General features: G+C 38.7%; 18 protein-coding genes. 14 read left to right on the top strand and 4 right to left on the bottom strand.

The genetic code is table 11. The features are described from left to right. The first annotated feature begins 118 nt into the window (after window positions 1–118). From speG to nadX, 12 genes are all read left to right on the top strand, one after another. Window positions 119–634 (top strand): spermidine N1-acetyltransferase, encoded by a 516-nt coding sequence (gene speG / locus RGU12_RS09910; RefSeq protein WP_309535933.1) that lies wholly within the window; start codon window positions 119–121, stop codon window positions 632–634. A 57-nt stretch (window positions 635–691) separates the two neighbouring features. Continuing rightward, window positions 692–1,444 (top strand): AraC family transcriptional regulator, encoded by a 753-nt coding sequence (locus RGU12_RS09905; protein ID WP_309535932.1) that lies wholly within the window; start codon window positions 692–694, stop codon window positions 1,442–1,444. Between the two features lie 322 nt (window positions 1,445–1,766). Beyond that, on the top strand, window positions 1,767–3,149 hold the full coding sequence (locus tag RGU12_RS09900; protein ID WP_309535931.1) for an MFS transporter: 1,383 nt from the start codon (window positions 1,767–1,769) through the stop codon (window positions 3,147–3,149). Between the two features lie 72 nt (window positions 3,150–3,221). After that, a complete protein-coding gene (locus RGU12_RS09895) occupies window positions 3,222–4,067 on the top strand; it encodes a creatininase family protein (RefSeq protein ID WP_309535930.1) in 846 nt (281 codons plus the stop codon). A 720-nt stretch (window positions 4,068–4,787) separates the two neighbouring features. Continuing rightward, entirely contained in the window at window positions 4,788–7,202 is a 2,415-nt protein-coding gene (locus RGU12_RS09890) for a beta-glucosidase (RefSeq protein WP_309535929.1), read from the top strand. Window positions 7,203–7,409: 207 nt separating this feature from the next. Next, window positions 7,410–7,979, top strand: a complete 570-nt coding sequence (locus RGU12_RS09885; RefSeq protein WP_309535928.1) for an HAD-IA family hydrolase — start codon at window positions 7,410–7,412, stop codon at window positions 7,977–7,979. A gap of 35 nt (window positions 7,980–8,014) precedes the next feature. Beyond that, window positions 8,015–8,926, top strand: coding sequence for a Gfo/Idh/MocA family protein (locus RGU12_RS09880; protein WP_309535927.1), 912 nt, complete (start codon window positions 8,015–8,017; stop codon window positions 8,924–8,926). Window positions 8,927–9,241: 315 nt separating this feature from the next. After that, a complete protein-coding gene (locus RGU12_RS09875) occupies window positions 9,242–10,942 on the top strand; it encodes a methyl-accepting chemotaxis protein (RefSeq protein ID WP_309535926.1) in 1,701 nt (566 codons plus the stop codon). A 257-nt stretch (window positions 10,943–11,199) separates the two neighbouring features. Beyond that, complete coding sequence (locus RGU12_RS09870) at window positions 11,200–12,165, top strand: sensor domain-containing diguanylate cyclase (protein ID WP_309535925.1); 966 nt, start codon at window positions 11,200–11,202, stop codon at window positions 12,163–12,165. A gap of 509 nt (window positions 12,166–12,674) precedes the next feature. Then, the gene (locus RGU12_RS09865) at window positions 12,675–14,903 is read left to right on the top strand and encodes an FIMAH domain-containing protein (protein ID WP_309535924.1); all 2,229 of its coding nucleotides are present in this window, start codon (window positions 12,675–12,677) and stop codon (window positions 14,901–14,903) included. Between the two features lie 274 nt (window positions 14,904–15,177). Further along, a complete protein-coding gene (locus RGU12_RS09860) occupies window positions 15,178–17,451 on the top strand; it encodes an ATP-binding cassette domain-containing protein (RefSeq protein ID WP_309535923.1) in 2,274 nt (757 codons plus the stop codon). Between the two features lie 15 nt (window positions 17,452–17,466). Next, a complete protein-coding gene (gene nadX, locus RGU12_RS09855; RefSeq protein WP_309535922.1) occupies window positions 17,467–18,246 on the top strand; it encodes an aspartate dehydrogenase in 780 nt (259 codons plus the stop codon). 206 nt (window positions 18,247–18,452) lie between these two features. On the opposite strand, the gene RGU12_RS09850 is transcribed toward nadX, so the two are convergent. From RGU12_RS09850 to RGU12_RS09835, 4 genes are read right to left on the bottom strand one after another with little or no spacing between them, the layout of a single operon-like run. Beyond that, window positions 18,453–19,553 (bottom strand): GerAB/ArcD/ProY family transporter, encoded by a 1,101-nt coding sequence (locus RGU12_RS09850; RefSeq protein ID WP_309535921.1) that lies wholly within the window; start codon window positions 19,551–19,553, stop codon window positions 18,453–18,455. Window positions 19,554–19,585: 32 nt separating this feature from the next. Continuing rightward, window positions 19,586–19,807: a M48 family metalloprotease gene (locus tag RGU12_RS09845; protein WP_309535920.1), complete on the bottom strand. Its 222-nt coding sequence runs from the start codon at window positions 19,805–19,807 to the stop codon at window positions 19,586–19,588. Next, window positions 19,804–21,003, bottom strand: coding sequence for a Ger(x)C family spore germination protein (locus RGU12_RS09840; protein ID WP_309535919.1), 1,200 nt, complete (start codon window positions 21,001–21,003; stop codon window positions 19,804–19,806). Before RGU12_RS09840 ends, RGU12_RS09845 begins: the two co-directional genes overlap by 4 nt. Further along, window positions 21,000–22,577 (bottom strand): spore germination protein, encoded by a 1,578-nt coding sequence (locus RGU12_RS09835; RefSeq protein ID WP_309535918.1) that lies wholly within the window; start codon window positions 22,575–22,577, stop codon window positions 21,000–21,002. The genes RGU12_RS09840 and RGU12_RS09835 overlap by 4 nt, the downstream gene beginning before the upstream one ends. 339 nt (window positions 22,578–22,916) lie before the next feature. On the opposite strand from RGU12_RS09835, the gene RGU12_RS09830 reads away from it, so the two are divergent. Both RGU12_RS09830 and RGU12_RS09825 read left to right on the top strand, forming a co-directional pair. Further along, entirely contained in the window at window positions 22,917–23,900 is a 984-nt protein-coding gene (locus tag RGU12_RS09830; RefSeq protein WP_309535917.1) for a tRNA dihydrouridine synthase, read from the top strand. Window positions 23,901–24,111: 211 nt separating this feature from the next. Further along, window positions 24,112–24,573 (top strand): YhfM domain-containing protein, encoded by a 462-nt coding sequence (locus RGU12_RS09825; protein WP_309535916.1) that lies wholly within the window; start codon window positions 24,112–24,114, stop codon window positions 24,571–24,573. Window positions 24,574–24,619 lie beyond the last annotated feature (46 nt).

Here is a 24,619-nt window from a genome sequence, read left to right as displayed (position 1 = left end):
GTAGATTGCCACTAAGCTCAAAACACGAGATTTTTTTAGAAAAAGTGGACAAAAAGCGGGAGAAAAGGAAAGACTTTTTTTAAGAAGGTTGTACGCAGGATTCGGAGGATGAAAAGGAATGAACGATGTAAAATTAAGGCCGTTAGAACGAGTTGACTTAGGATTTGTCCATAAATTAAATATTAATGCAAACATCATGTCCTATTGGTTTGAGGAGCCATATGAGTCATTTGTTGAATTACAGGACTTGTATGATAAACATATTCACGATCAAGGTGAAAGAAGATTTATTGTCCAAAAAGGCGATGAAATGGTGGGCCTGGTTGAATTAGTCGAAATTGATTATATTCATCGTAGGGCAGAATTTCAAATTATTATTGATCCGAATCATCAAGGAAATGGATATGCGAAGTCTGCAACATATCTCGCAATGGATTATGCCTTTTCTGTATTAAATATGTACAAATTATATTTAATCGTGGATAAAACGAATGAAAAAGCCATTCATATTTATAAAACGTTAGGTTTTCAATTTGAAGGAGAATTAATCGATGAGTTTTTTGTTGACGGTGAATATCATAATGCAATAAGAATGTGTATGTTTCAACATCAACATTTTAATAGGGGTTCTTGAGAATATATTATGGTTCAAGCAACTAACCCATATGAAGTGAGGTGACGGGAAAAAAATATGGTAGGTCAGGAAGTTCAAATAAAAAGTGATGTAATGAAAAATAATACAAAGCATGAACTAATCGAATCAGCACACAAATTTCGGGAAGAACTATTACAATCCATTCGAAAAGGAGATCAGAAATTTGTTGCCAACTATATAAATGTAATGAATGAGTTTCTAAGAGGAGATACAGACACTTTAGATATTATTAAAAGGGTTCCTAGGAATGAATTACGAGCATTAAAAAACATATTACTATCACATAATACGCTTTACAGCTATTCAGCGGAAAAAGGTGGATTGAGTGCATGGCAATGTCATTACCTTTCTGAAAAATACGCGATTATGGTTGAGAATGCCAAATCAATATCGGAACTAGAAGAAATACATAAAAGAATGTTAGAAGAGTACTCAGATCCTACTATTCGTTTAATAACACTTGAAAAAGCAACAATTGCTGAAAAAGTTGAGCATTTTATTATGATGAACTTTTCAGAGGAAATATCTATTGAGGAAATATCACGAAAGTTACATGTTCATCCTTCCCACCTAATGCGTACATTCAAAAAGGAAAAAGGGATGACAATCAGTCATTATCGAAATTTGATAAGGATTCAGGAAGCAAAGGATCTATTAACCAATTCTAATCTTTCTTTAATCGAAATCACCTTAATAGTCGGTTTTAAAAATCAACAATACTTTTCTCGTGTTTTTAAAGAGGAAGAAGGCATGACCCCAAAGGAATATAAACGAAATAATAGTAAGTAAAGCTTTTAATCAACCTAAAAAAGTTGGATTAAAAGCTTTTTTTACTATCATGCAATTTTAGTGCAAAATTAAGCTATTTTATTGCAAAAGTAGTTCGGAATTTTGAGTTAAAATTTTATTAAATAAACAATAAAACGCTTTCAAAACTAAGGGGAGGAGGCTGACGAAAGAAGGTATACTGTATAAATTAAATTTAAGTTATTAGTTTGTATAGTAAACAAATATAATGGAAAAATTTGTGTAATTCATAAATCACTCTTTGGAAGTTTAGTTATTTGGATGTCATTCAAAATCTATTTTATTTACATTTGGGGGTTTCAACATGGAAAAGAAACAGGTTAAAAAATTTGGTTTCCGTGATCAATTTGGATACATGCTAGGGGATGTTGGTGGAGGATTTGCAAACCTTTACATTGGAGCGTTTTTCCTTTTATTCACCACCTCCGTACTTGGAGTAAGTCCTTATTTCATGGGAACGTTGTTTTTAGTTGCACGGATATTTGATGCATTCACAGATGTCATTATGGGAAGTATTCCAGATAGATGGAGATTAGGTAAGAGTGGAGATAAATTTTTACCATATATTAATATTTCTAAGTGGTTACTTGCAGCATCCATCTTAATTTCCTTTGCTGATGTCTCAAGTTGGTCATCAACGGCTATTCATGTATGGGTTGTATTTGTTTATCTATTCTATGGAATCGCATACACGGCTGATTCAATTCCTTACGGTTCATTAGCAGCTGTTATTACAGATGATCCAATTGAACGTACAAAATTATCTCGTGCTCGTTCTATTGGCGGAATGGTTGTTGGAATTGGATTTTTATCTTTTGTCCCTATGTTTATCTATGATAAATCTGGGAATCTAGTACCTGAGATGTTTTTCTACATTTCTATCGTATTCAGTATTCTGTCTGTTCTAGCTTATACAGGACTTGTCAAATTAACCACAGAACGTATTCGTGATGATCGACCAGTGGGTACTAAGCCTGATTATAAATTTACAGAAGCTTTAAAAGCAGCCTTAAAGAATCGACAGTTATTAGGGATGATGGTAGCAAGTGTTGGCTCATTAATTATGATCAATGGTGTGACACAATTAGCTGCAATTGTGTTCTCAGAATACTACAAAAAACCTGGTGCTTTTGCGATTAACTCATTCTTACAAATGGGAGTTACATTGGTTTTATTCATTTTTGTCCCTACTCTCGTTAAAAAGTTTGGTAAGCGTAATATGGTCATTAGTACTGCAACTTTCAGTTTAATTGCTTCTACACTTCTAACCATTTTTATTATTGAGAATGTTTATGTTTATATAGTAGCTTATAATATTGCAACAATCGCAAATATGGTCTTTGTTATGATTGTTTGGGCACTCGTTACAGATTGTTTAGATTTTACAGAACTTCAAACTGGTAAACGATATGATGGAACACTTTACTCCATTTATTCCTTCTCACGTAAAGTGGGTATGGGTGTTGGTTCTGCACTTGGTAGTTATGCTTTAGGTTGGGTAGGATTTGTTTCTGGACAAACTTCTCAAAGCCAAGAAGTGGCAGAAGGTGTTTTACGTATGTATAACGGATTACCGATTTTATCTTTTCTCTTAATGATTATCGGGATTGCGTTAATTTTCAACCTAAATAGTACGAAAGCTCAAGAAATGTATGCGACATTAAAAGAAAGAAGAGCTCAAAACTAATTAAATCTAACAATAAATTCTATCTCGTAACTGATTGCAAAATTTTTAAAAAAGAAAAGGGGATGTTATTTGATGAGAACTCGGTTCCTATCCAAATGCACAAACGGCGAGGTTGAAGAATACCTACAACAGAATGATTTGATTTTTGTACCTGTTGGTGTAACAGAAACGCACGGAGCCTTACCGCTTGACACCGAAACGGTGATTGCTGAAGCGCTCGCGTTAAAAATGGCAGAGGTGACAAATGGTCTCGTTCTTCACAACCTCCCTTATTTCTTCGCTGGTGGGACAGCGATGGCTCGCGGGACTGTTAATATAAGTGTCAAAGAAGGTATGAGATATTTAGATAAAATCGCGAAGTCACTTTTAAAACAAGGTTTTCGAAGACAGATATATGTAACATGTCATGGTCCTGCTTATCTAACAGTAAGTGGAATGATTCGTGATTTCTTTGATGAAACAAAAGTACCCATTCTTTATATAGACATGGTTAAAGCAACTGATAGCGTTAAAGATTTAAGTTTTTCGTTTATGGAGAAATTCAATGATATTAGCATTGGGGCTTACAAAATCCTTGGTAGATTGGAAGACGTTCCAATGAATGTTCCGGAATCTAACTCAGTGACCTATGATGTACAAAGTATGATAAACGGAATGAGTAAAAACCCGGGCAATGCACTTGGAAAATATGCATTGCAGTCAGGGGCAATTGGTTCATACTTTGATAAAGCATCTGATCATCTACCAACGCCTCTCATTACATCTGAAAAACATCGTGATGAATTAGCTCAATCAGGCGTTCTTGCAATTGAAGAGTTTATTGAAAAAATGGATATGCCGACCATTGTTGAGCTTTTACGGAAAACAGATGAGTATACACAAAACGATAGTCTGCAAAAATACGGGGAATGGTTATAATTTTGAAAAAAACGAGAATTAATTTTCTCGTTTTTTTAGTGGATAAAAATATGAGTATTTTGTATCCCAACTGCAGCTTAATTTTATTTCTTCTTAGAGATCCTATTTTAGTTATCGGTAAACACTACTACTTCAATAAGTCTCCAATCTCCACTCAAGCCATGTTGAATCAATCGCAAAGGTTAAATTGTATCATCAGAATAATAAGACCCTGAATTCGCAAAAGAAATATCTGTGAATTCAGGGTTTTACTTTTTCTTAGGCTGTTTTCGCAAACTTTGTTGTTTTTGGACACAAATGATTTCCGCTGCAGGTGGACGCTTTCCGCGGGCGTGGCTTGAGCCTCCTCGTCGCTAATCGCTCCTGTGGGGTCTCAAGTCTCACGCTTTTCCCGCTGGAGTCGCCACCTTCCGCTTCAATCAATAGTAATGTTTTATCCAATAGCAACAATCTTTAAGAAAAAAGTTTTTTCTTAATTGCATGTTTTTTTACGGTTCTTTAATTAACGTTCCCTTAGACTACTAGACAATAGTTAGAAAGGAAGACTTTAAGAGGTTAAACGAATGATTTCTATTACGAATAGACAACATAAAGAGCGAGGGAGAGATTGAGTTGTTAAACGAACTAGTAGACAACATAGAAAGTAAAGGAGAGATTAAGATGTTAAACGAATGATTTCAAAACTAATTCTACTACATAGAAAGTAAGGGAGATATTAAAATGATAAGACGAACTATGTCAATTTTTTTTGCAGCAATGATCTTCATGTCTATGTTAGAAATTCCTGCTAATGCGGAGAATGTTGGAACCAAGCCCTGGATGAACACCAAGCTATCTGCAAAGGAGCGAACCGAGCTGCTTCTCAATGCGATGACGTTGGAACAGAAGATTCAGCAAATCGCCATCTCGCGCTTCAATGAGAACGACAAAGGTGAGCCGGTCGTCATCAAAAAGGGCGGTACTAACAAGTACCAGAGCGGCGTATTTCCGCCCGAGGGTACCCTGCCCGGCTGTGAGTTTCAGGACACCGGAAGGCAAATTCATGGAATCGAGGAACTGGGTATCCCCACAGTCCGCATGACCAACGGTGGTACGGGTGTGAAGGGCGGATCGTGTCACAATGACCCGGTGGCGACAGGCCTGCCCTCTACCGTGGCTATGGCCGCGACCTTCAACCGTGGGCTGAACTATGAGGCAGGTCGAATCCTCGGTGAAGAGACACGTGCCTTCGCGCACCACGTGATGCTCGGACCTGGCATGAATCTTGTGCGTCACCCTTACGGTGGCAGGAACTATGAGTACTTCAGTGAGGACCCATACCTGACGGGTACCCTGGCAACCGAGCAGGTCAAGGGTATCCAAAAACAGGGAGTCCAGGCCCAACTCAAGCACCTTGCTGGAAACGAGCAGGAAACCGAGCGGTGGACGATGGGTGTCCAGGTTCCCTCAAAGGCGATGAATGAGCTGTACATGCTGCCATTTGAGATGACCGTCAAGAATGCTAACCCTGCCTCCGTGATGTGCTCGTTCCCGGATGTTAACGGCACCTATGCATGTGACAGCTCTGAGCTGCTGCAAGATGCACTAAGGAGGAACTGGGGCTTCGGAGGTTGGGTCATGAGTGACCGCCGCGCAATTCACGACACGGTCGCTGCCATCAAGGCGGGTACGAATGTAGAGCTCGACTGGGCACCGCAGTACTACACCCAGGAAAAGATCAAGAAGGCCCTTGACTCGGGTCAGGTGACCGAGACCGACATTGACAATCTACTTCGTCCACGGTATATCAAGATGATTGAGTACGGCCATATGGATAAGCCTTTCAATAAGTTCATGCCAGAGATTGTCGATCTGAATGTCAACGGCGCTAGCGCACGGAAGATGGCAGAGGAAGGTTCCGTGCTATTGAAGAACAAAGACGGCTTCCTGCCGCTGGACGGAAAGCCGAAGTCAATCGCGCTGATTGGCGTCGAGTGGTTCGCCGGTAAGGCCAAGATGTCCCCGCGCTCCATTGGGATAAACAACGAGAACGTCGTGACCCCTTACACGGTCACACCAAAACAGGGCCTGGAGAACGTCATCAAGGAGCTGGGCTACAACACCAAAGTGACGTACAACGATGGCCTTGACCCGGAGGCTGCTGCTAAGCTAGCCGCCGAGTCTGACGTCGTGCTGCTCATGGTCGGCGACACCCCGGGTGAGACCATAGACCGCGAAACTCTCGGCTTCCCGGCCATTCCCCTCGACAAGAACGCGCCCCGAGAGGACTGGGTGGATCAGGAGCCGATGATCGAAGCCGTTATGAAGGCCAATGCAAAGAACACGGTTGTGGTCCTGAAAACTTCTGGTACGGTGCTTATGCCGTGGCTGGATCAGGTCCCTGCAGTCCTCGAAGCATGGTATCCGGGCATGGAGGATGGCAATGCCGTCGCCAATTTGCTCTACGGTAAGGTTAATCCGTCTGGCAAGTTGCCTATGACGTTCGGTGCCACTGAGCGTGAGGCTGCCTTCGCGACCGAGAAGCAGTATCCTGGAACCCGTCAAGACACTGGCAAACCTGGTGGCCCAGGTCCATACGGTAACGGTTCCAACCAGTTAATTGCCCAGTACACAGAGGGCCTAGAGATGGGCTACCGCTGGTATGAGGCTAACAAGGTAAAGCCTGTCTTCCCATTCGGGTATGGCCTGTCGTACACGACCTTTAAGTATGGCGACCTCAAGGTGATGAGGGTCCGCGGCAGCAAAGGCTCGTTGTCTGGTATTGACGTATCCTTTACTGTTACAAATACCGGTAAAGTTGCCGGCAAAGAAGCGGCACAGGTCTATCTGACCCTGCCGAACGAGGCGGGAGAGCCGAGCAAGCGGCTCGTCAACTTCGAAAAGGTTGATCTTAAGCCTGGTGAGAGCAAGCGAGTGACTTTACGGATTAACCTTGCTGACTCTAACCACCCGTTCTCCTATTTCATTCCGAAAGAACCGAACAACCTGGCGAATTGGGCTGATGGTGAGTGGGCTACCGCTGATGGAAAATACATCGTGCATGTCGGTGGTTCCTCGGCAGATACGCCACTGGAGAAGAGCGTACCGTTGAACTTCAAACTCAGCAAAAAGGGTAAGGGAAAATCCCGTAAGTAGCCCATTATTAAGATAGAGAGCCTGTAGGCTCGGCGAATCCAAGTCGAGTCCTGCGGGCTTTTTGCTTTTTAGACGGACTATTTGTTTCTTGGGTGGTCGCTTTGACTTTATATCACATTTGGACAACCGCTTAAACATAAAAACTTTATTTTCATCAGTTTCATTTCTATAATGAGAGGTATTATGGAAGAGAGAAGAGGGATTTGCATGAATATTCTATGGGATTTTGACGGAACATTGTTTAACACGTACCCAGCGCTTGTCAAAGGGTTTATCCATTTGAGCGGAAAGGATTTGGATCCAGACGAAGTTCTGAAGTGGCTTAAGGTTAACTCGAAAGTGGCCTTTCAGCATTATGGAATTGATGAAAGTCAACGTAAGGAATATATCAAATTATATAATCAGTATTCCTTTAACAGCCAGCCATTTGAGCATTTAGAAGAGGTTTTACAAGTGGCCGATGACAATTTTATTGTCACGCACCGTGACAAGGAGTCGACCTTGTTTCTTTTGGGAAAATTCAAGTTATTACATTATTTTAAGGTGATTGTTTCGGTCGAGGAAGAAGGATTTTCCCGAAAACCGCATGCAGCGTCATATCAACATGTGATTAAGGATTATCCAATTGATTTGGTGATTGGCGACCGCGAATTAGACTTAATACCAGCTAGAGAATTAGGGATCAAAACTGTTGCCTTTGAAAATCCGGATATTGAGGCGGACTTTTACCTCGACAGTTATGCTGATTTCAAGACGAAAGTTCTACCTTTTTTATAAAATAACAGTACGAATAGTAGAGTGGGGGATTTATAGTGATTAAAATTGGAGTTATTGGACTTGGAGACATTGCACAAAAAGCGTATCTCCCAGTTTATAGCGGATTAAAAGAGATTGAGTTTCACTTTTACACACGAAACCAAGAAAAGTTACGAACTATTGCTAGCCAGTATCGGTTTGAACAGATTCACTCCGACTTCGAATCCCTGGTTGCTAGTGGTATTACGGGTGCATTTGTTCATTCCTCGACATCCTCTCATGAAGAAATTGTTGAGTTGCTTCTAAAGCGCGGAATCAATGTATTTGTGGACAAGCCCATTACGGATAATTATGAAGGTGCTAAAAGGCTTGTTGAACTGGCGGAGGACCGAGGCCTTATTCTTACGGCAGGATTTAATCGCAGATTTGCCCCTTCCTATGCATGTTTGAAGGAAGTTGCACAGCCAAATATGGTGGTCGTCCAGAAAAACCGCCATAATCTTCCAGGTGAGCCGAGGACGTTTATTTTTGATGATTTTATCCATGTCGTAGATACGATGAAGTATTTATTTCCACACCCGATTGAAGATATGATCGTGAACGGTCGAATGGAAAATGGTGCCTTATACCACGTTGTGATTCAATTTGTTTCCAAAGGAGGCACGGCAATTGGAATTATGAATAGGGATAATGGAACCACTGAGGAAATGGCCCAGGTTATGGGTCCGTTGGAGAAGCGCACGGTTACAAACGTATCGAACTTAGTCATTTCGAAAGGGATGGAAAATATTGAGGTTCGGAGCAGTGATTGGGAACCAACCTTGGTTAAAAGAGGGTTTGAGCAAATGGTTAAAGATTTTATTTACGCCGTCAGCACAAATTCAAAACCTAAAATTTCAGCTTGGGAAGCACTGAAGACCCATGAAATTTGCGAAGAGATTCTCAATAAATTAGCGGATAAGAAATAATAGCATATAGAATTGAAACTAAAGGGCCTTTCCTCTCCTAGGGGTGGGCTCTGCTTTTTCCAACGAAAGCTTGCACCTGCAGGAAATTAACTCCACACTTTTTACAGACACAGCAAATAAAACACCTCAAAAATTTCACTCCAAAAACTTTTCTGACCAGCCTAAATAGAAAACCATTACAGCATATTTTCTAAAGTACTACTTTTTATGACGGTTCTCACTATTTATATAGTACTAAAGTAGTATTCGTTATATAATAGTGGAATACTAATATATTAATCTAGGAAATGCATGTGAATTTAGGAGGATAAGAAATTGAAAAGAACTCTCACGGGACAGCTAGGAATTATAATTGTAGTAGTCCTATTTTTATCGATGATCATTTCTTCAATAACTAATTACAAAGTTAGTTATGAAAAAACATATGAAGCAGCAGGAATTGAAGCAGTTGGATGTGCGAACATTACCACAGGTTTAGTAGATCCAAATGACGTTGAAGAAATCATTAGTGGAAATAAAGATCCTAACGATTTGAAAGAAATTTTAAATTGGACGACAAATCATAAATCAATTTTTGAAGGTCAATACATATTATCACTAGATGGGACTATTTTGGCTCAAGATAGTAACATGGAGCAACAAGGATTTAAGGCTGGTGATAAATTTCATATTGATAAGTCGGTGCTCAAAACTATACAAGAAACGAAGCACCCCCATTACTCGGAAATTTATGAATTTGGTGGTATGAAACGTATTACCGGGTATGCGCCTATATTTAAAGATCATGACCCAAACAAAGAAATAATAGCTTTAAATGCTATTGATTTTAACGCAAAAATTGTAAATGAAAGAACATGGGAGTCTGTAAAAGATAGTTTTATCCTTGGTCTGTTACCAATGTTAATCGCATGTGTGATTACTATTCTGGTCATTAGGAGAAAAACAAAGCCTCTTACAACGCTAATTGATAATGCTAAAAAAGTTGCTGAAGGGGATTTGTCTGTTAAGGACATTAACGTAAAAAATACAGATGAGATTGGTGATTTAGCTTTTGCATTTAATGAAATGGCCAATAATCTTCGTGTACTTATTAAGCAAGTGAGTTTGACCACGAATCAGCTAGCAGCATCCGCTGAACAGTTGACGGCAAGTTCTGAGCAGTCTAGTTCTGTCTCAAAACAAATTGCAGAAACAATGAATGAAGTAGCGATTGGTGTGGACAACCAAGTTCAAAACGTCGAAGATGCATCGCAAACTGTCAATAAAATGGCATTAGGGGTCCAACAAATTTCAAATAATGCTGAAAGTGTATCTAATCTAGCAATCAATTCTTCAAACAAAGCCTCAGCTGGTAGTCAATCAGTTAATACGGCTAAACAACAAATGAGTTTTATTAATCATAAGTTTACTAGTTTATCTGAAGTAGTAGGGGAATTAGGGGTACGGTCCGAAGAGATAGGTAAAATTATTGTGGCTATTACCGGAATTGCTGAGCAAACAAATCTGCTTGCTTTAAATGCTGCTATTGAAGCGGCGAGAGCAGGTGAACATGGACGAGGATTTGCAGTAGTTGCTGATGAGGTGCGTAAACTTTCAGAACAGTCGGCTGAGTCATCAAAGGAAATCTCTCAATTAGTTTCAATGATTCAGAGTGAAACGATTAAAGTTGTTCAATTTATGGAAGAAATGACAAGAGAAGTAGATGCAGGAATCGGCTATGTGAATAATGCCGGAGAATCTTTTGCACAAATTGAAGGTTCAATTAATGAAGTGACAGCTCAAATTCAAGGAGTTTCTTCAGCCGTTAATCAGCTAGCAGTAGGCGCAAAACAAGTTGAACAATCTATGCAGTTTATCTCGGGTGTTTCAGAGGAAACAGCATCTGGGGTACAAGAGGTATCTGCATCTACTGAAGAACAGACTGCAACAATGGAAGAAATCTCTTCATCTGCTGCTATGTTATCCAAAATGGCTGAAGAGTTGCAAACTATGATTAACAGGTTTAAATTACACTAAATTTATCTGAAATAACTATTATTGTAGGTCAGACCATTAGATTCGTGGAGTAAATAAATACCAAAAAGTAATACGAATTATTTCCAAATTATGTTATAATATAGGAGTAAAGACCTAATAAAAGGTGATAAAGGTAATTGCTAATAAGTAATAACATAAAGCTAAAGCAGAGCAATATAGGTTGGAATAAACGATCTATGCTCTTGTGATGGATGTCTGGAATTTAAACGGTAATTTATGAGAGAAGGTAACCTCCAATGATTGAACAGTTTATTTTTGGCCTCATAATCTCAAGTATTCTTTGGGCAGTTTTGGTAGTTATTTTATATAGAACATTAAAGGTAAAAGAAGAAGCTCTAAAAGAAAAGTATGACCGTTTTATACATGTTGTTGAAAATACAAAGGATTTTATTTATTATTGCGAAATAAGCCCTGAAATCAAGTTTAAGTATTTAAGTCCATCCGCCGAATACTTTTTTGGTAATGGCTCGATTGCAAAGGCTTATCTAAGTCCTAATGTGGCTTTTACCGACATTCATCCAGATGATTACAATATTCTTATGAAAAAGATAAACGGTGAACTTGATTACAAGAAGGGTATTGTTCAAAGATGGAAGGATAAGGATGGTATTTACAGATGTTTTGAGGAATTTACTACCCCTATCTACGAAAATGGAAAAATAGTAGCGTTACAGGGGGTGTTAAGAAACATCGATGAAAAAGTTGAATTACAGAATCAATTAGAATATCGGCTTTATCACGATAACTTAACGAACCTCTATAATCGTGGATATTTTGAGAGAGTCTTTGAAAAATACAATCAACAGATGAACACACCTATTGCGATCATTATTTGCGATTTAGATGAACTAAAACTTTTTAACGATAATTATGGCCATAAAGTAGGAGATGAATTAATACAGGAAACGGCAAAACTACTTAATCAATTTTCCTCTGAGAAGATAACTGTTGCGAGATTAGGAGGAGACGAATTTGCATTGATAGTTGCTGGAGTAACTGTAGAAGAAGTAGAGGAACTCATAAATAATATTTTAAAAGAGGTAGAAACTCACAATGCCAGTGGTTCAATTATAAGGGTAAAAATGTCGATGGGATATGGATTTTCAAATGGCTCCAAGGGGAAAATGGAAGAAATATTTAATCAGGCAGATAAAAATATGTACAAAAGTAAGGAAGACAAAAAGAAATTGCTTATTTACTAAAAAAATTGAGCTCCAAAATAATGGTATATTCTTTAATTGTTTAATTTGATGAAATAAAGAGTAATAAGTTTGTATTTAAAAGGTCTAACTCTATTGTACCAGCGTCTTGCGGTGCTGAGGGTCAGACCTTTTTTATTTTTAATATTACTGACTTACATAGGAATACCCAGTTAATCCAGCCAGTAATGCGATCGAAAATTAAAGGTATTCCAGACAGAAGTAAAAGATAACTGACTTTAAACTTTATTACAATCATCTTTCACTACTCCTAGAAGACTCTTTCCATTTTATAAATAGTTTTTTGGGAGTAGGTCATTAGAACCGCTTTTTACTGATTAAATTAGAGAACTTTTAATATTCTATATGACTATATACCTGTCTTATTTATGGGCTATTTATCGTCATTTTCATCCATTTTTAGATTTGTTATTTTTAAAATATATCTAGAAGAGGAGGGAACACAGTAATCGACCTATAAAAAATAATTTGAATTGAAAGGAGCGGAAAAAATGAGAACGTTTACAAAAACATTTGGAATTCTTTTTGCTGTATGTCTATTAATTATTTCTTCTTTACTCTATAGTCTTCCAGTTCATGCAGAAGTAGAAAAAAGGTTTAAAGCTCCAATAAATTTGGGCTCTACTATTCAAAGTATTGCAATCTATGACTCTACATATGGTACGGAAGATGGAAGGGATATGATGTACACGACTGCCAGTGGTGACCCGGCTATCTTTCAGGTTATCGACCTTAAAAGTCAGGAAGTCGTTAGGACATATCCTTTAGAAGGTACAGGGGCAGTTTGGACACATATTACGGTACCGAATGGCAATGTCTATATAGGGGGCAATGGATATCTTTATGAATATTCCCCAGTAACCAAGGAGGTAAAAAATCTCGGTGGTATAGGGGAAACTGTGGTGTACGGTTTATCTTATGATGAACAGGGGAGAGTATATTTCGGTTCATATCCGAATGCAAAAGCTGGACGATACGATCCGAATACTGGAGAGATGAAGGATTATGGTAGTGTTGCTCCGGGACAAAGCTACTCCAGATCTACTGCTTATCATAATGGGTTCCTATATTTAGGTATCGGTGTTGATAATCGTATTGTGAAACTAAATGTAGAAACAGGTGAATATGAAGCAATTAATGTGCCTGATCATGTCGTTCCTGGCAGCAGTGTATGGCAATTAGACGCGGCAGGCAAATATATCATTGCTGGTGTTGGTGGTGGAAGTAATACACTCTTGTTTTATGATACAGAAACAGGGGAATGGAGTGATACGTACTATACAAACAATAAAGGGATACGCCTCATTCACGGTCTTCCTGGAAGCAACAAAGTCTATTTTCTACAAGGAAGTAGATTGAAGGAAGTGGATCTAGATACGCTTGAAGCGGTTGATACGGGAGTAGTGTTTGGAACCTTTTTGCGAAATACAACTTGGGTTGAAGTAGAAAATGACCCTGACCTCCCTGGTCAATCATTAGTTACCGTCCAATTTGGTGGTCAAGTCACTTATATGAACTTACAAACCAAAAAAGTTAAAACCATTCAATATCCAATTGTCGGAAATCCAATTCCTATTCAAACGTTGGAGAAAGGCCCTCAAGGTCATTTATATTTAAGTGGATATCCAGGAGGGAAAGGGTCGGTTTTTAACACAGAAACAAATGAATACCAGAATTTCACCTTGGGACAAGCAGAAGGTATGGTCTCCTTTGGCAACAAAATGTATTTTGGGGTTTACCCAGGTGCTACTATTTTTGAAATGGATGTTACAAATCCATCACTTTCACCTAAACAAATTTACGATATTCCTAATCAGGACCGTCCTTTTATAATGACTGTAGCCAACGATCAATTATATATTGGGACGATCCCTGATTACGGGCATTTGGGAGGTTCATTAACCGTACTTGATCCAACCGGTGTAAAAGATCCAATTGTTTATGAAGACGTTGTTCATAATCAAGCCATTGCTGGATTAGCAGAAGTGAATGGAAAACTTTATGGTTCAACAACTGTTGCTGGTGGTTTGGGAATAGACCCAACAGAGCCGGCAGCCAAAATATTTGTATGGGATATGGAAAAAGGTGAAAAAATCACTGAGTTTGTTCCAGAAATACCAGGTGTTACAGTTCAGCCGAAGATGATTAGTGGAATGAAACTGGGGCCGGACGGCTTGTTATGGTCAGCAGCGGGAGGAACAATCTTTGCAATGGATCCAGAAAACTTGGAAATTGTGAAGAGCAAAAACATTTATCCAGAAGTAAAAGATTTCGGTAGATGGAGACCAATCCATATTCGCTGGAGTGAAGACGGACTATTGTACACGACTCTTGCTGGTAAACTAACAGTAATCGACCCTGATTCATTTGAGCATGAAGCACTTGCTGAAACAGAGTTGATGACCATTGGGGACGATGGAAATATTTATTATGCAGATAAAGCCAATTTAATGAAAATTGAAGTAGCAGAAACATTAGAATCTGCACTGAAATTTGTCACGAAGCAAACAAGCGATGGGAAAATCACAAATTCATTAAGTAAGCAGCTGTTTAATTCTCTGTCTTCAGCTATTCATCACCGGGATATGGGCAGACATGTGGAAGCCATAAAACATTTCCAGGATGCAATAAAACATCTTGAAAATGCCAAGGAAACGGATATAGCAGAAGATTCCTATCTAAAATTACAAAGAATCTTTGAATCAATCGAAATCAAATAAACAGAACTATCCTGACTGCTTTAAGCCATAAACATAGCCGCCAGGATAGTTTTTTACTTTTGATAATAGGGGGTAACAAGCAAAGGCCCGCTCCAGTCTATTATTGTTTACATTGATCTGATTACCTTTTAATTTAATAAAATAAACCAAATGAGTTCCTTGGGTTTTGCTCGAGAGCTCTTTTTTCTTTTCTAACATTGGCTTATGTAGAGTTCTATAGGGTAAGCTAGATATATCTATGAAACTAAAAATAAAAATCAGAAAGGGTGATAAGATGTCAAAAGTAAAAGATGAAATTATTTTAAGAGGGCTTAAAGAACATAATTTAAAAAATATTGATTTAAATATACCTAAAGAAAAAATTATCGTATTTACTGGTCTTTCAGGCTCAGGTAAGAGCTCGGTTGTTTTTGATACATTGGCAACTGAAAGTAGAAGACAAATGACATTGAATTATCCTCTCTATGTTAGAAATCAAATGCCAAGGTACGAAAGACCCCACGCTGATCTTATGCAAAACTTAAGCCCGGTTGTTGTAGTGGAACAACGGCAAATAGGGGGCAATTCCCGTTCGACAGTTGGTACCTATATGGATATAGATCCACTACTTAGACTTTTGTTCTCAAGAATAGGAAAGCCATCAATCGGTTCTGCTACTGATTTTTCGAGTCAAAGTTCCTTTGGTAGATGTCCAGAATGTGGTGGATTTGGGGAGGTCATTGCACCAGACGTAAATAAGATGGTCGATTTTAATAAGTCACTTCGAGAATATGCGGTGAGATTTAAGCCTTTATCTCCTTCGGGTTGGCAAGGCAGATGGATGATGACGGGCGGATTATTCGATCCAGATAAATCGATAAAAGACTACACAGAAGAAAAGCTCCGCCTGCTATTATATGGTCCCCCGGAAGGTAAAAAAGTTTATGCGCCGTTTCATACAAAAAATGGACCTCAGGATCATGAGTGGGATGGGCTATTGCCTCGATTTAAGCGCCTTTATATTAACAGAGACGTCTCAAAGCTAAAAGAAATATCTCAAGATGACGTTTTAGCAGTATCAACACAGGCTTTATGCCCAACCTGCCAAGGCTCTGGTTTAAATCCAAAGGTATTAGCATGTAGAATAAATGGATTAAATATTGCAGAATATGAACAGTTAGAACTTCCGGAATTACTAGAGAAGATCAAGAACATAAAAGACCCGATGGGAGAATCGATAGCGCAACAAGCAATCCCGCATGTAAAACAACTAGTTGATATGGGGCTCGGATATTTGAGTCTATCAAGAAAAATGGGGACGCTGTCCAGTGGCGAAGCACAAAGGGTAAAAATCGCTCGTCATTTAGGGAGCAGTCTAAATAACATTACATACATTTTTGACGAACCAAGTGCAGGACTTCATCCAGAAGAAGTTGATTTATTAATACAGATGCTAAGAAGGTTAAAAGAGCAGCATAATACTGTAATCGTAATTGAACATAATCTATCAGTCGTAAAAGTAGCAGATCAAATCATAGAAATGGGACCAGGAGCAGGAGTAAATGGAGGAGAAGTTGTCTATCAAGGAAAATTAGAAGGGCTCAAAAACTCCCCAACTGCAACTGCTCTATCCCACAAGCTAAAAATTAATCAAAATCCAAGGGAGACAAAAAAATATTTTATACTAAATAAAGCAAGTATCAATAACTTAAAACATATAAGCGTACAAATTCCCAAAAATGTCTTAGTTTCTGTATGTGGAGTTTCAGGATCAGGTAAAAGCTCTTTAATGTTAGAAGCGTTCGCGAACAAATATCCTGAAACGATCAGGGTAGGACAAGGCAGTATCGGAATCTCTAACCGTTCGACCCTAGCTACATATATGGGGATAATGGATGATATACGCACCATTTTTTCAAAAGAAACAGGACAACCAGCGGGTTTGTTCAGCTTTAACTCCTTAGGAGCATGTCCTGTCTGCAAAGGAAAAGGAGTCATAAAGCCTGATGTAGCATTTGCAGATCCAGTGACAATCCCTTGTGAGACATGTGGCGGTACGAGATATTCAGACGAAGCGCTTGTCTATCGCTATCAAGATAAAAATATAGTAGAAATTTTAGATTTAACAATAGACGAGGCTATTCATTATTTTAAACTACCAAAAATCATAAAAAGAGTGAATACGTTAAAAGAAGTAGGATTAGGGTATTTAACCTTAGGGCAGACGACAAGTTCTCTAAGTGGAGGAGAAATCCAGCGTCTAAAACTTGCAAGCCACCTGCAAAAAGAAGGGCAAATCTACCTGTTAGACGAGCCATCCTTAGGACTGCACACGGAAGATAATGAGAAACTCTTAGACGTATTTCAAAATCTCGTAAACAGAGGTAATTCTGTTATTATCATCGAACACAATCTAAACTTTATAGCGGCAAGCGATTGGATAATCGAATTGGGTCCATCAGGAGGTAAACAGGGAGGACAAGTTATATTTGAAGGCACACCAAAAGAGATGGTGAATGCCGAAACATTAACAGCGAAATGGTTAAGGGGTAGAGTTATCGCATATTAAAATGGGGAGGCAACTATGAATATCGGTGTAATTGGTGCAGGAGCAATAGCTACTTTTTTATTGAAAGAAATCAATCAATCCCAACATGAAAATCTACGGATTAAAAGTATTTTGGTACGGAATAAGGAAAAGTATGGGGTGTTGGAGTCAAACTTTGGGGTGAAGTTGTTTACGGACCTCAACGCATTTCTTGATTCAGAAATCGATATTGTGGTGGAGGCAGCGAATATACATGCAGTGAAAACCTTGTTGCCATCGGTTATTAAGAAAAAGGATGTAGTGTTAATAAGTGTAGGTGCTTTAGCAGATGAAGCACTGTTGACAGAACTAAGTAACCTTGTAAAAGAGTATAAGAATGCCATACACCTGCCGTCTGGTGCAATTGGCGGTTTGGACTTATTACAAAATGCAAATGCCCTCGGTAAAGTGAGTAGCGTTTCGTTAACAACTCGGAAACCTGCCAGCTCACTCATTAATGAAGACATCAACGAAGCGAAGGTTGTTTTTGAGGGGAACGCGATTGATGCCATTAAGCAATTTCCGAAAAACGTAAATGTCTCCATTGTCCTGGCTTTGGCTGGGGTAGGCATAGAGAAGACGACTGTGTGTCTAGTGGCCGATCCACATATTGAAAAAAACATACACCAAGTGGACATAAAAGGTGAGTTTGGGGAAGCGACATTTTCTATCACGAATCTCCCACTACCGGATAATCCAAAGACAAGCTATTTAGCGGCTATGAGTATTTTAGGGACATTAAAAAGAATGAATAACAGTATACGAATCGGTGGATAACTTAAAATGAGCGAGCCTTAAAGGTTCGCTCTTTCTTCACTATTTTAAAAGTTTTAAATGATATAATAGAAGGTTGTAATGAAACCGCAATTACGTGCGTTAGATTTAATTTTCTATTTTTTCTGGAGGGTAGCATGAAATGAGTCACGTAGCTGATGTTACTGTCATGTTATTAAAGACAACTACGCTATTGGCAACCCAAAAGCTTACGGTTGGGACGTTTTCGATTTCTTCTGACGTATGACAGCAACAGCTAAGAGTAAAATCGGAATGAGTAACTGAACGGTTAAAAAATAAAAGGGCATGGTTGTGCCCATTCCTCGTATCATTTCCTCAAATGAGGGAATTGACCAGAATGAAAAGATAATAATTAAAAAACCAATTGGTAATATAAACGGTTTATAACTAGGCAGTGTTAACCACTGTGAAGTACCGAGCACGAGCATATAAAAAAAGGCAGAAAGTTGTACAAATCCGCCAAGAGCCCAAAAGGCGATGACGATTGACTCAATATGTTCAAAAAAAGAACCAATACTTATATATCTTGCAGCCTCAAACACAGGGAAATGCAGGTTAGAAAGAATTCCTCCAAATAATAAAAGATTCCCAAGATTAATAAATACCATGGTTAAGACACAGGCAATGACAGAAAACATTCCCCATTTCAAAACCTTTTGTTGATTCGTTAAAAATGGAATCAGGAATGACATCAATGAAAATTGACTTAACCAGGCATGTGGTGCAATGGAACCTTTAATGGAGGGCATAACCCCATCTTGCATAATTGGAAACATATTTTTTACATTCAAATCAGGAATTAATAAGATATAAATCAGGATATAAAGAGCTAAAACAATCGGCATAAAGATAGTGGCACATCTTCCAATCGTTTCAATGCCCCCGTGTACCGCAATCGCGCAAGAAAGGGCTATACTGCCAGTTACAAAAATAATTGGCGTTTTATGTAAAAAGGCACTTTCTATGAACTCACCATATTCCCTAAATGCGATAGCGGTATCGTGTAATAAGAAAAACAAGTAAATGACCGCGATGATTTTGCCTAAAGTCCGACCAAGAATAAGTTCACAATATTCAATGAGTGTTTTCCCTGGATATAGCTTAGAAAGCTTTACAATAATTATGACGATGAGAAAGCCGGTCAAAGAACCCCATATGGGAGATAACCACAAATCACGCTTTGCATGCTGTGCTGTGATATATGGAATGTAAAGTATGGACGTGGCTACAATTGTTGCATACATAATGAGAGATAACTCTAAATAGGCAATTCTACCTTTTTCAATCATGTTTGTTCATTCCTTTTCTAAAAGGAGTCTATTTACCAAAAGGGTTCAAATGGCTTAAAGATGAAATCAATTAATTGCCCGGGTCCCGGCATTTCTGGAAAGATCACAAGCAAAACTGCAAGAACCCAGTTAAGCAGCATCAACGAAAAAAAGACCCTTCTTACTTTTCTTCCACTTTTCTTCAACTGGGGCCATTGGTAAAAGAAAATAAACACCAATATAACTGTTACGCCGACTATCCCTCCAATCCTCAATGTTCAACACCCCTTTGACCTTGTCCAGTTGCCAAACCGGTTCTTTCAATCTTTACCTTCGTTTCAAAAGAAACGGCCACTTCCGGAAATATTTCATTCCATTCGTCTTTCTCTTTCTTCCATATTTGTGGATATTTTCTCTGAAATTCATCCGCAAAACCGAAAATATCAGCATTTAACTTTTTCTGAACCTCCGAGAAAGCTAAACGTTCTCTTTGTTCAATCTCATCTTTAACCTTTTGCTCAGCTTTTTTTATGACCTTGGGATTGAATAAATTTACTTTTGTCGTATTTTGTATAACCTCAAGATCAACGTTTGTATTAATGTGCATACTCCATTTTCCATCTTTTATGGAGGGGGTCAATTCAGTATGGCTCCTCAATAAATGTAAGGAGATGTGACCATTTTCGTCATCAAAAGCAATCGTAATCACACCTGATTTAATCTCATTTCTAGGCCAAAGAATCCCCCTTGTTACTTTGTCATCTAATCTTCCTACCATTTTTCCTTCCTTAAAAATGGCTACTCCATTAATGATGGGGATTTCTTTTTTCTTTGAATCCATTAGTGATGGTGGAAGTTCCTCGACCCAAGGAAGTACGGCAGGAGCTGATTCACCTGATAGCATCTGCGATAAATCCTTTACTGTTACTTTTACACCTACATGTGTTTTTACGATTTTACGTAGTTGTTTTGCGGCGTCTCTTTCCAATTCAGGTATGGCCCCTAAGACAGTCTTTGCCCTTCCTTTTGAAACAAAAACATCGGCACGTATGCGAGGTTCCGAGTGCCGCAACCAAAAATCAATTTCATTACTTATCCCTGCCTTTGCTAATTGTTCACCAATAATGAGCACCTCATTTTGTCCCCAAAAAACCTGCCTTGTCAGTTCTTCCTGAAGTCGCGCCATCGCGTCAGCAATGGTTTCTCCTTCAGCCGACCTAACAAATGACTGATTGCTGCTGGAACCGCTGGACATCCCGGATTGTTGTCCGCCTTGTGATCCTTGAGGGATATATATTTGGGCGGATAATTCGATATTGTTATTTTCGCCCTTATCTACACCTGCTGCCAAAATGAGAGCTAAATCATTCACCTCAGTACGGTCCCAACATCCTGTTAGGAAAATCGAGTTCATGCAAAGCAGAAGTATTAAAGTTATAGCCTTCTTAATAGGTCTGATTATACAACTCAACTTTCGTCGCCACCTTTGCTTGGATCAGGCTTTAGGTTACTGGACTGACGCTCTAGGTGACTTGCATCCTTTGAAAAAAACTCAGGTCGTGTATCCATGGCCCACCACGGTGCTCGAATTAAAACATCCTTTATATTTTCAATCTTAAGTGGTGCTATCGAATTGAAATATGGTACACCAAATGACTTTATGGTACACATATGGGCGACAATTGCGGTAATACCGAGCATGACACCTAATAAACCGAACATTCCGGATAGAATCATGATGGGAAAGCGCAAAATACGAATCGATATACCGGTCGCATATCTTGGCATTAAAAACGATGCGACACCTGTAATGGCAACTACCATGACCATTGGTGATGAAACCAGTCCTGACGCCGTCGCCGCTTGTCCGATGACCAGGGCTCCGACAATACTAACAGCAGCGCCAACCTGTTTTGGTAATCTTACACCTGCTTCCCTTAGTGCCTCAAAAGTGACTTCCATGATAAACGCCTCAATCAATGCAGGAAAAGGGATTTGTTCGCGGCTTTGAGCAATGGTTAAAAGCAATGTGGTTGGAAGCATTTCTTGATGAAACGTTAAGATCGCCACATATGCTGATGGTGCGAGTAAAGCAATAAAAAAGAATAAATATCGCAGCCAACGGATCAAGGTACTGATGTAAAACGGATTATAGTAATCTTCCGGTGCCTGCATCAGACTTGCGAACGTACTAGGAGCAATTAATGTAATCGGGGTACCGTCAATCAAGATAACAACACGCCCTTCCAAAAGGCAGGCACCTGCTACATCCGGCCGTTCCGTTGTTAAAACTTGTGGGAAAGGAGAATACGGGTGATCTACAATCATTTCCTCAATATATCCACTTTCTAATATGCCATCAATCTTAATTCGCTTTAGCCTGCTAGTCACTTCATCCACTAAAGTGGCATCGGCAATTCCTTCAATATAAGCAACGATGACTTGTGTATCTGTGTAACGGCCAATATTTATTTGTTTTATTTTTAATAATGGATGGCGAATTTTTCTGCGTAAAAGGGAGGTATTTACTCTTAATGTTTCAATAAACCCTTCTCTTGGTCCGCGTATGACTGATTCTGCTTCTGGTTCCATAATACTTCGTTGTTCCCACTTCGGAAGCCCAATGGAAATTCCCTTTGTTTCTTTTTCAATTAAAATAATCGAGTTACCCATTGAGATTTGTTTGAAAATATCATTAATCGAGTAAATGTCCTTAATATCGGAAACCGATATTTCCTTTTTTGTTTTTTCAAATATGGCATCTTGTTCATGGTTTTTTATTTGAATAAGCGGCATAAGCACATGCTGATCGACCTCTTCAGTATTTGAAAGCCCATCTATGTAAAGAAGAACCGCATGAATGCTGCCACCGATACTAAATTCACGAAATACCACATCAGAGCAATCTTTATATACTGTTTTTAGTACTTCAATATTTTGATTTAACTCCGAGTGTAGAGGCATTTCCGGTAATGTATCTATCGATTCATTCAGTTGTATATTTCGAAAATGGCCCTTCTTTTTCCATAATCCCAACAACTTCATTAATTGGTTCTCCTTGGCATGTTTTAAGTGTATTATTTGCACAATGTGTAAAGGTTATGCCAATGTTCCAATTTTTGGATTTGTAGAAGCTTGACTCAATTTTTTGTGCAGATTTTCAAAAAACTCCCTTGAAAGGTAGCATACAACTCAATTTGTTTTTCAATGAAACAATCGGTGAAACAAGAATATTCAGGTCTTCTCTGTGACATCCAAAACGTACATTTGATAAAAAGTACCTAAGCATGGTATAAGTGTAAAAGAAGCAAAAAACATTTTTGCTTTTTAATTTTGGGACAAGGTTGGAATAGTATCCCATTATGAAAGGATTTGTATTTGAACATGACAGATAATTTTTGGCGTGAATTACCACGGCCATTTTTTATACTAGCACCAATGGAAGATGTGACAGATGTTGTTTTCCGACATGTTGTGAGTGAAGCAGCAAGACCGGATGTGTTTTTCACAGAGTTTACAAACACGGTGAGTTATTGTCACCCTGAGGGAAACCAAAGTGTGCGTGGCCGATTGACTTTTACAGAAGATGAACAGCCTATTGTGGCTCATATATGGGGAGATAAGCCCGAATATTTCCGGCAAATGAGTATTGGGATGGCGGAACTTGGCTTTCGGGGTATTGATATCAATATGGGCTGCCCTGTACCTAATGTGGCATCGAAAGGGAAGGGTGCTGGTCTGATCCTCCGTTCGGAAGTTGCAGCAGAATTAATCCAAGCAGCAAAAGCAGGAGGATTACCTGTAAGTGTAAAGACAAGGCTTGGTTACACGGATATAGACGAATGGCGCGACTGGCTAACACATGTATTGAAACAAGACATTGCGAATCTATCTATTCATTTGAGGACAAGAAAGGAAATGAGTAAAGTAGATGCGCATTGGGAGCTGATTCCGGAGATTAAGAAGCTTCGTGATCAAGTGGCACCTAATACTCTTTTAACGATCAATGGGGATATTCCTGACCGTCAAAAGGGCCTGGAGCTTGCTAATCAATATGGTGTTGATGGGGTTATGATAGGGCGTGGTATATTTAAAAATCCATTTGCCTTTGAAAAAGAGCCAAGAGAACATAGTAGTCAGGAATTACTTGATCTCTTAAGATTGCATCTTGACCTCCATGATAAATATTCAAAAATAGAGCCACGTTCATTCAAGCCTCTTCATCGCTTTTTCAAAATCTATGTCAAAGGATTTCGAGGGGCAAGTGAATTAAGAGTTCAATTGATGAGCACAGAGTCAACAGATGAGGTTCGTGCTTTGCTCGATAACTTTGAGTTAGAGACAGTTGATGGGATTTTAGAATTGTAGATGGACCTTTATAGTAAATAGTGAATTGGCGGGTGTGAATACGGTATTGAACCGAATTCATTCCCGCCGATTTTTGTATGATCGCTTGCTATTATAATATGGATGGACGAAAAGACTGGGACTTCCGTTATAGTTCATCAATAGAAACTTAAAGAGGTTTTTATACGTCTAAGTAGAATAATAATAATTAAATCTATGGAGGTACTACTATTTGAAAAAAGTTGTCATTCTGGTATTATCTTTAGTTTTAATACAGGTGCTCTTCTTTGGTTGTAAACCGAAAGAAAATATCTCGACTGAAACAACTATTCATTCACCATCTAAATCAGAAAAAAACAATCAACTTGGGATAAACAATAATTTTATAAGGGTTAGCTTTTCCAAACCAAAAGGAACTAGTAAAGTAAATTTTGATGATAGGGAAACCTTAAATGCCTTTGGTGACATCTTCTCAAGTGCAGTAAAGGAAGACGGAATCGTTAATATGGCAGACCCTGAGTTTTATATGGATGTCGTTTACGAAAAGAAAAATCAACTGATTTTGTATTTATGGATTGGCGAAAAAGGAGAAAAAAGTACTTTTATGAAAGCGGACGACACCAACACAATTTACACTGTGTCACCTGAAACAACTGATAGGTTAAGTGAGTTAATTAAAAATACCTTCAATTGAAACCTCTTGTATGAGGGGCTTTCCGGAATAAATGAAATTTTAAAAA

The organism is Ferdinandcohnia sp. QZ13 (genome assembly GCF_031324165.1).
GTDB lineage: Bacteria > Bacillota > Bacilli > Bacillales > Bacillaceae_L > Ferdinandcohnia.
Note: the sequence above shows the minus strand (reverse complement) of the source record. Positions and strands in the feature narration are given on the sequence as shown.

What these genes read in the sequence shown, in the direction of transcription:
- speG (WP_309535933.1), top strand. Translation starts at nt 119, where the DNA reads ATGAACGATGTAAAATTAAGGCCGTTAGAACGAGTTGACTTAGGATTT.
- RGU12_RS09905 (WP_309535932.1), top strand. Translation starts at nt 692, where the DNA reads ATGGTAGGTCAGGAAGTTCAAATAAAAAGTGATGTAATGAAAAATAAT.
- RGU12_RS09900 (WP_309535931.1), top strand. Translation starts at nt 1,767, where the DNA reads ATGGAAAAGAAACAGGTTAAAAAATTTGGTTTCCGTGATCAATTTGGA.
- RGU12_RS09895 (WP_309535930.1), top strand. Translation starts at nt 3,222, where the DNA reads ATGAGAACTCGGTTCCTATCCAAATGCACAAACGGCGAGGTTGAAGAA.
- RGU12_RS09890 (WP_309535929.1), top strand. Translation starts at nt 4,788, where the DNA reads ATGATAAGACGAACTATGTCAATTTTTTTTGCAGCAATGATCTTCATG.
- RGU12_RS09885 (WP_309535928.1), top strand. Translation starts at nt 7,410, where the DNA reads ATGAATATTCTATGGGATTTTGACGGAACATTGTTTAACACGTACCCA.
- RGU12_RS09870 (WP_309535925.1), top strand. Translation starts at nt 11,200, where the DNA reads ATGATTGAACAGTTTATTTTTGGCCTCATAATCTCAAGTATTCTTTGG.
- RGU12_RS09865 (WP_309535924.1), top strand. Translation starts at nt 12,675, where the DNA reads ATGAGAACGTTTACAAAAACATTTGGAATTCTTTTTGCTGTATGTCTA.
- RGU12_RS09860 (WP_309535923.1), top strand. Translation starts at nt 15,178, where the DNA reads ATGTCAAAAGTAAAAGATGAAATTATTTTAAGAGGGCTTAAAGAACAT.
- nadX (WP_309535922.1), top strand. Translation starts at nt 17,467, where the DNA reads ATGAATATCGGTGTAATTGGTGCAGGAGCAATAGCTACTTTTTTATTG.
- RGU12_RS09850 (WP_309535921.1), bottom strand. Translation starts at nt 19,553, where the DNA reads ATGATTGAAAAAGGTAGAATTGCCTATTTAGAGTTATCTCTCATTATG.
- RGU12_RS09835 (WP_309535918.1), bottom strand. Translation starts at nt 22,577, where the DNA reads ATGAAGTTGTTGGGATTATGGAAAAAGAAGGGCCATTTTCGAAATATA.
- RGU12_RS09830 (WP_309535917.1), top strand. Translation starts at nt 22,917, where the DNA reads ATGACAGATAATTTTTGGCGTGAATTACCACGGCCATTTTTTATACTA.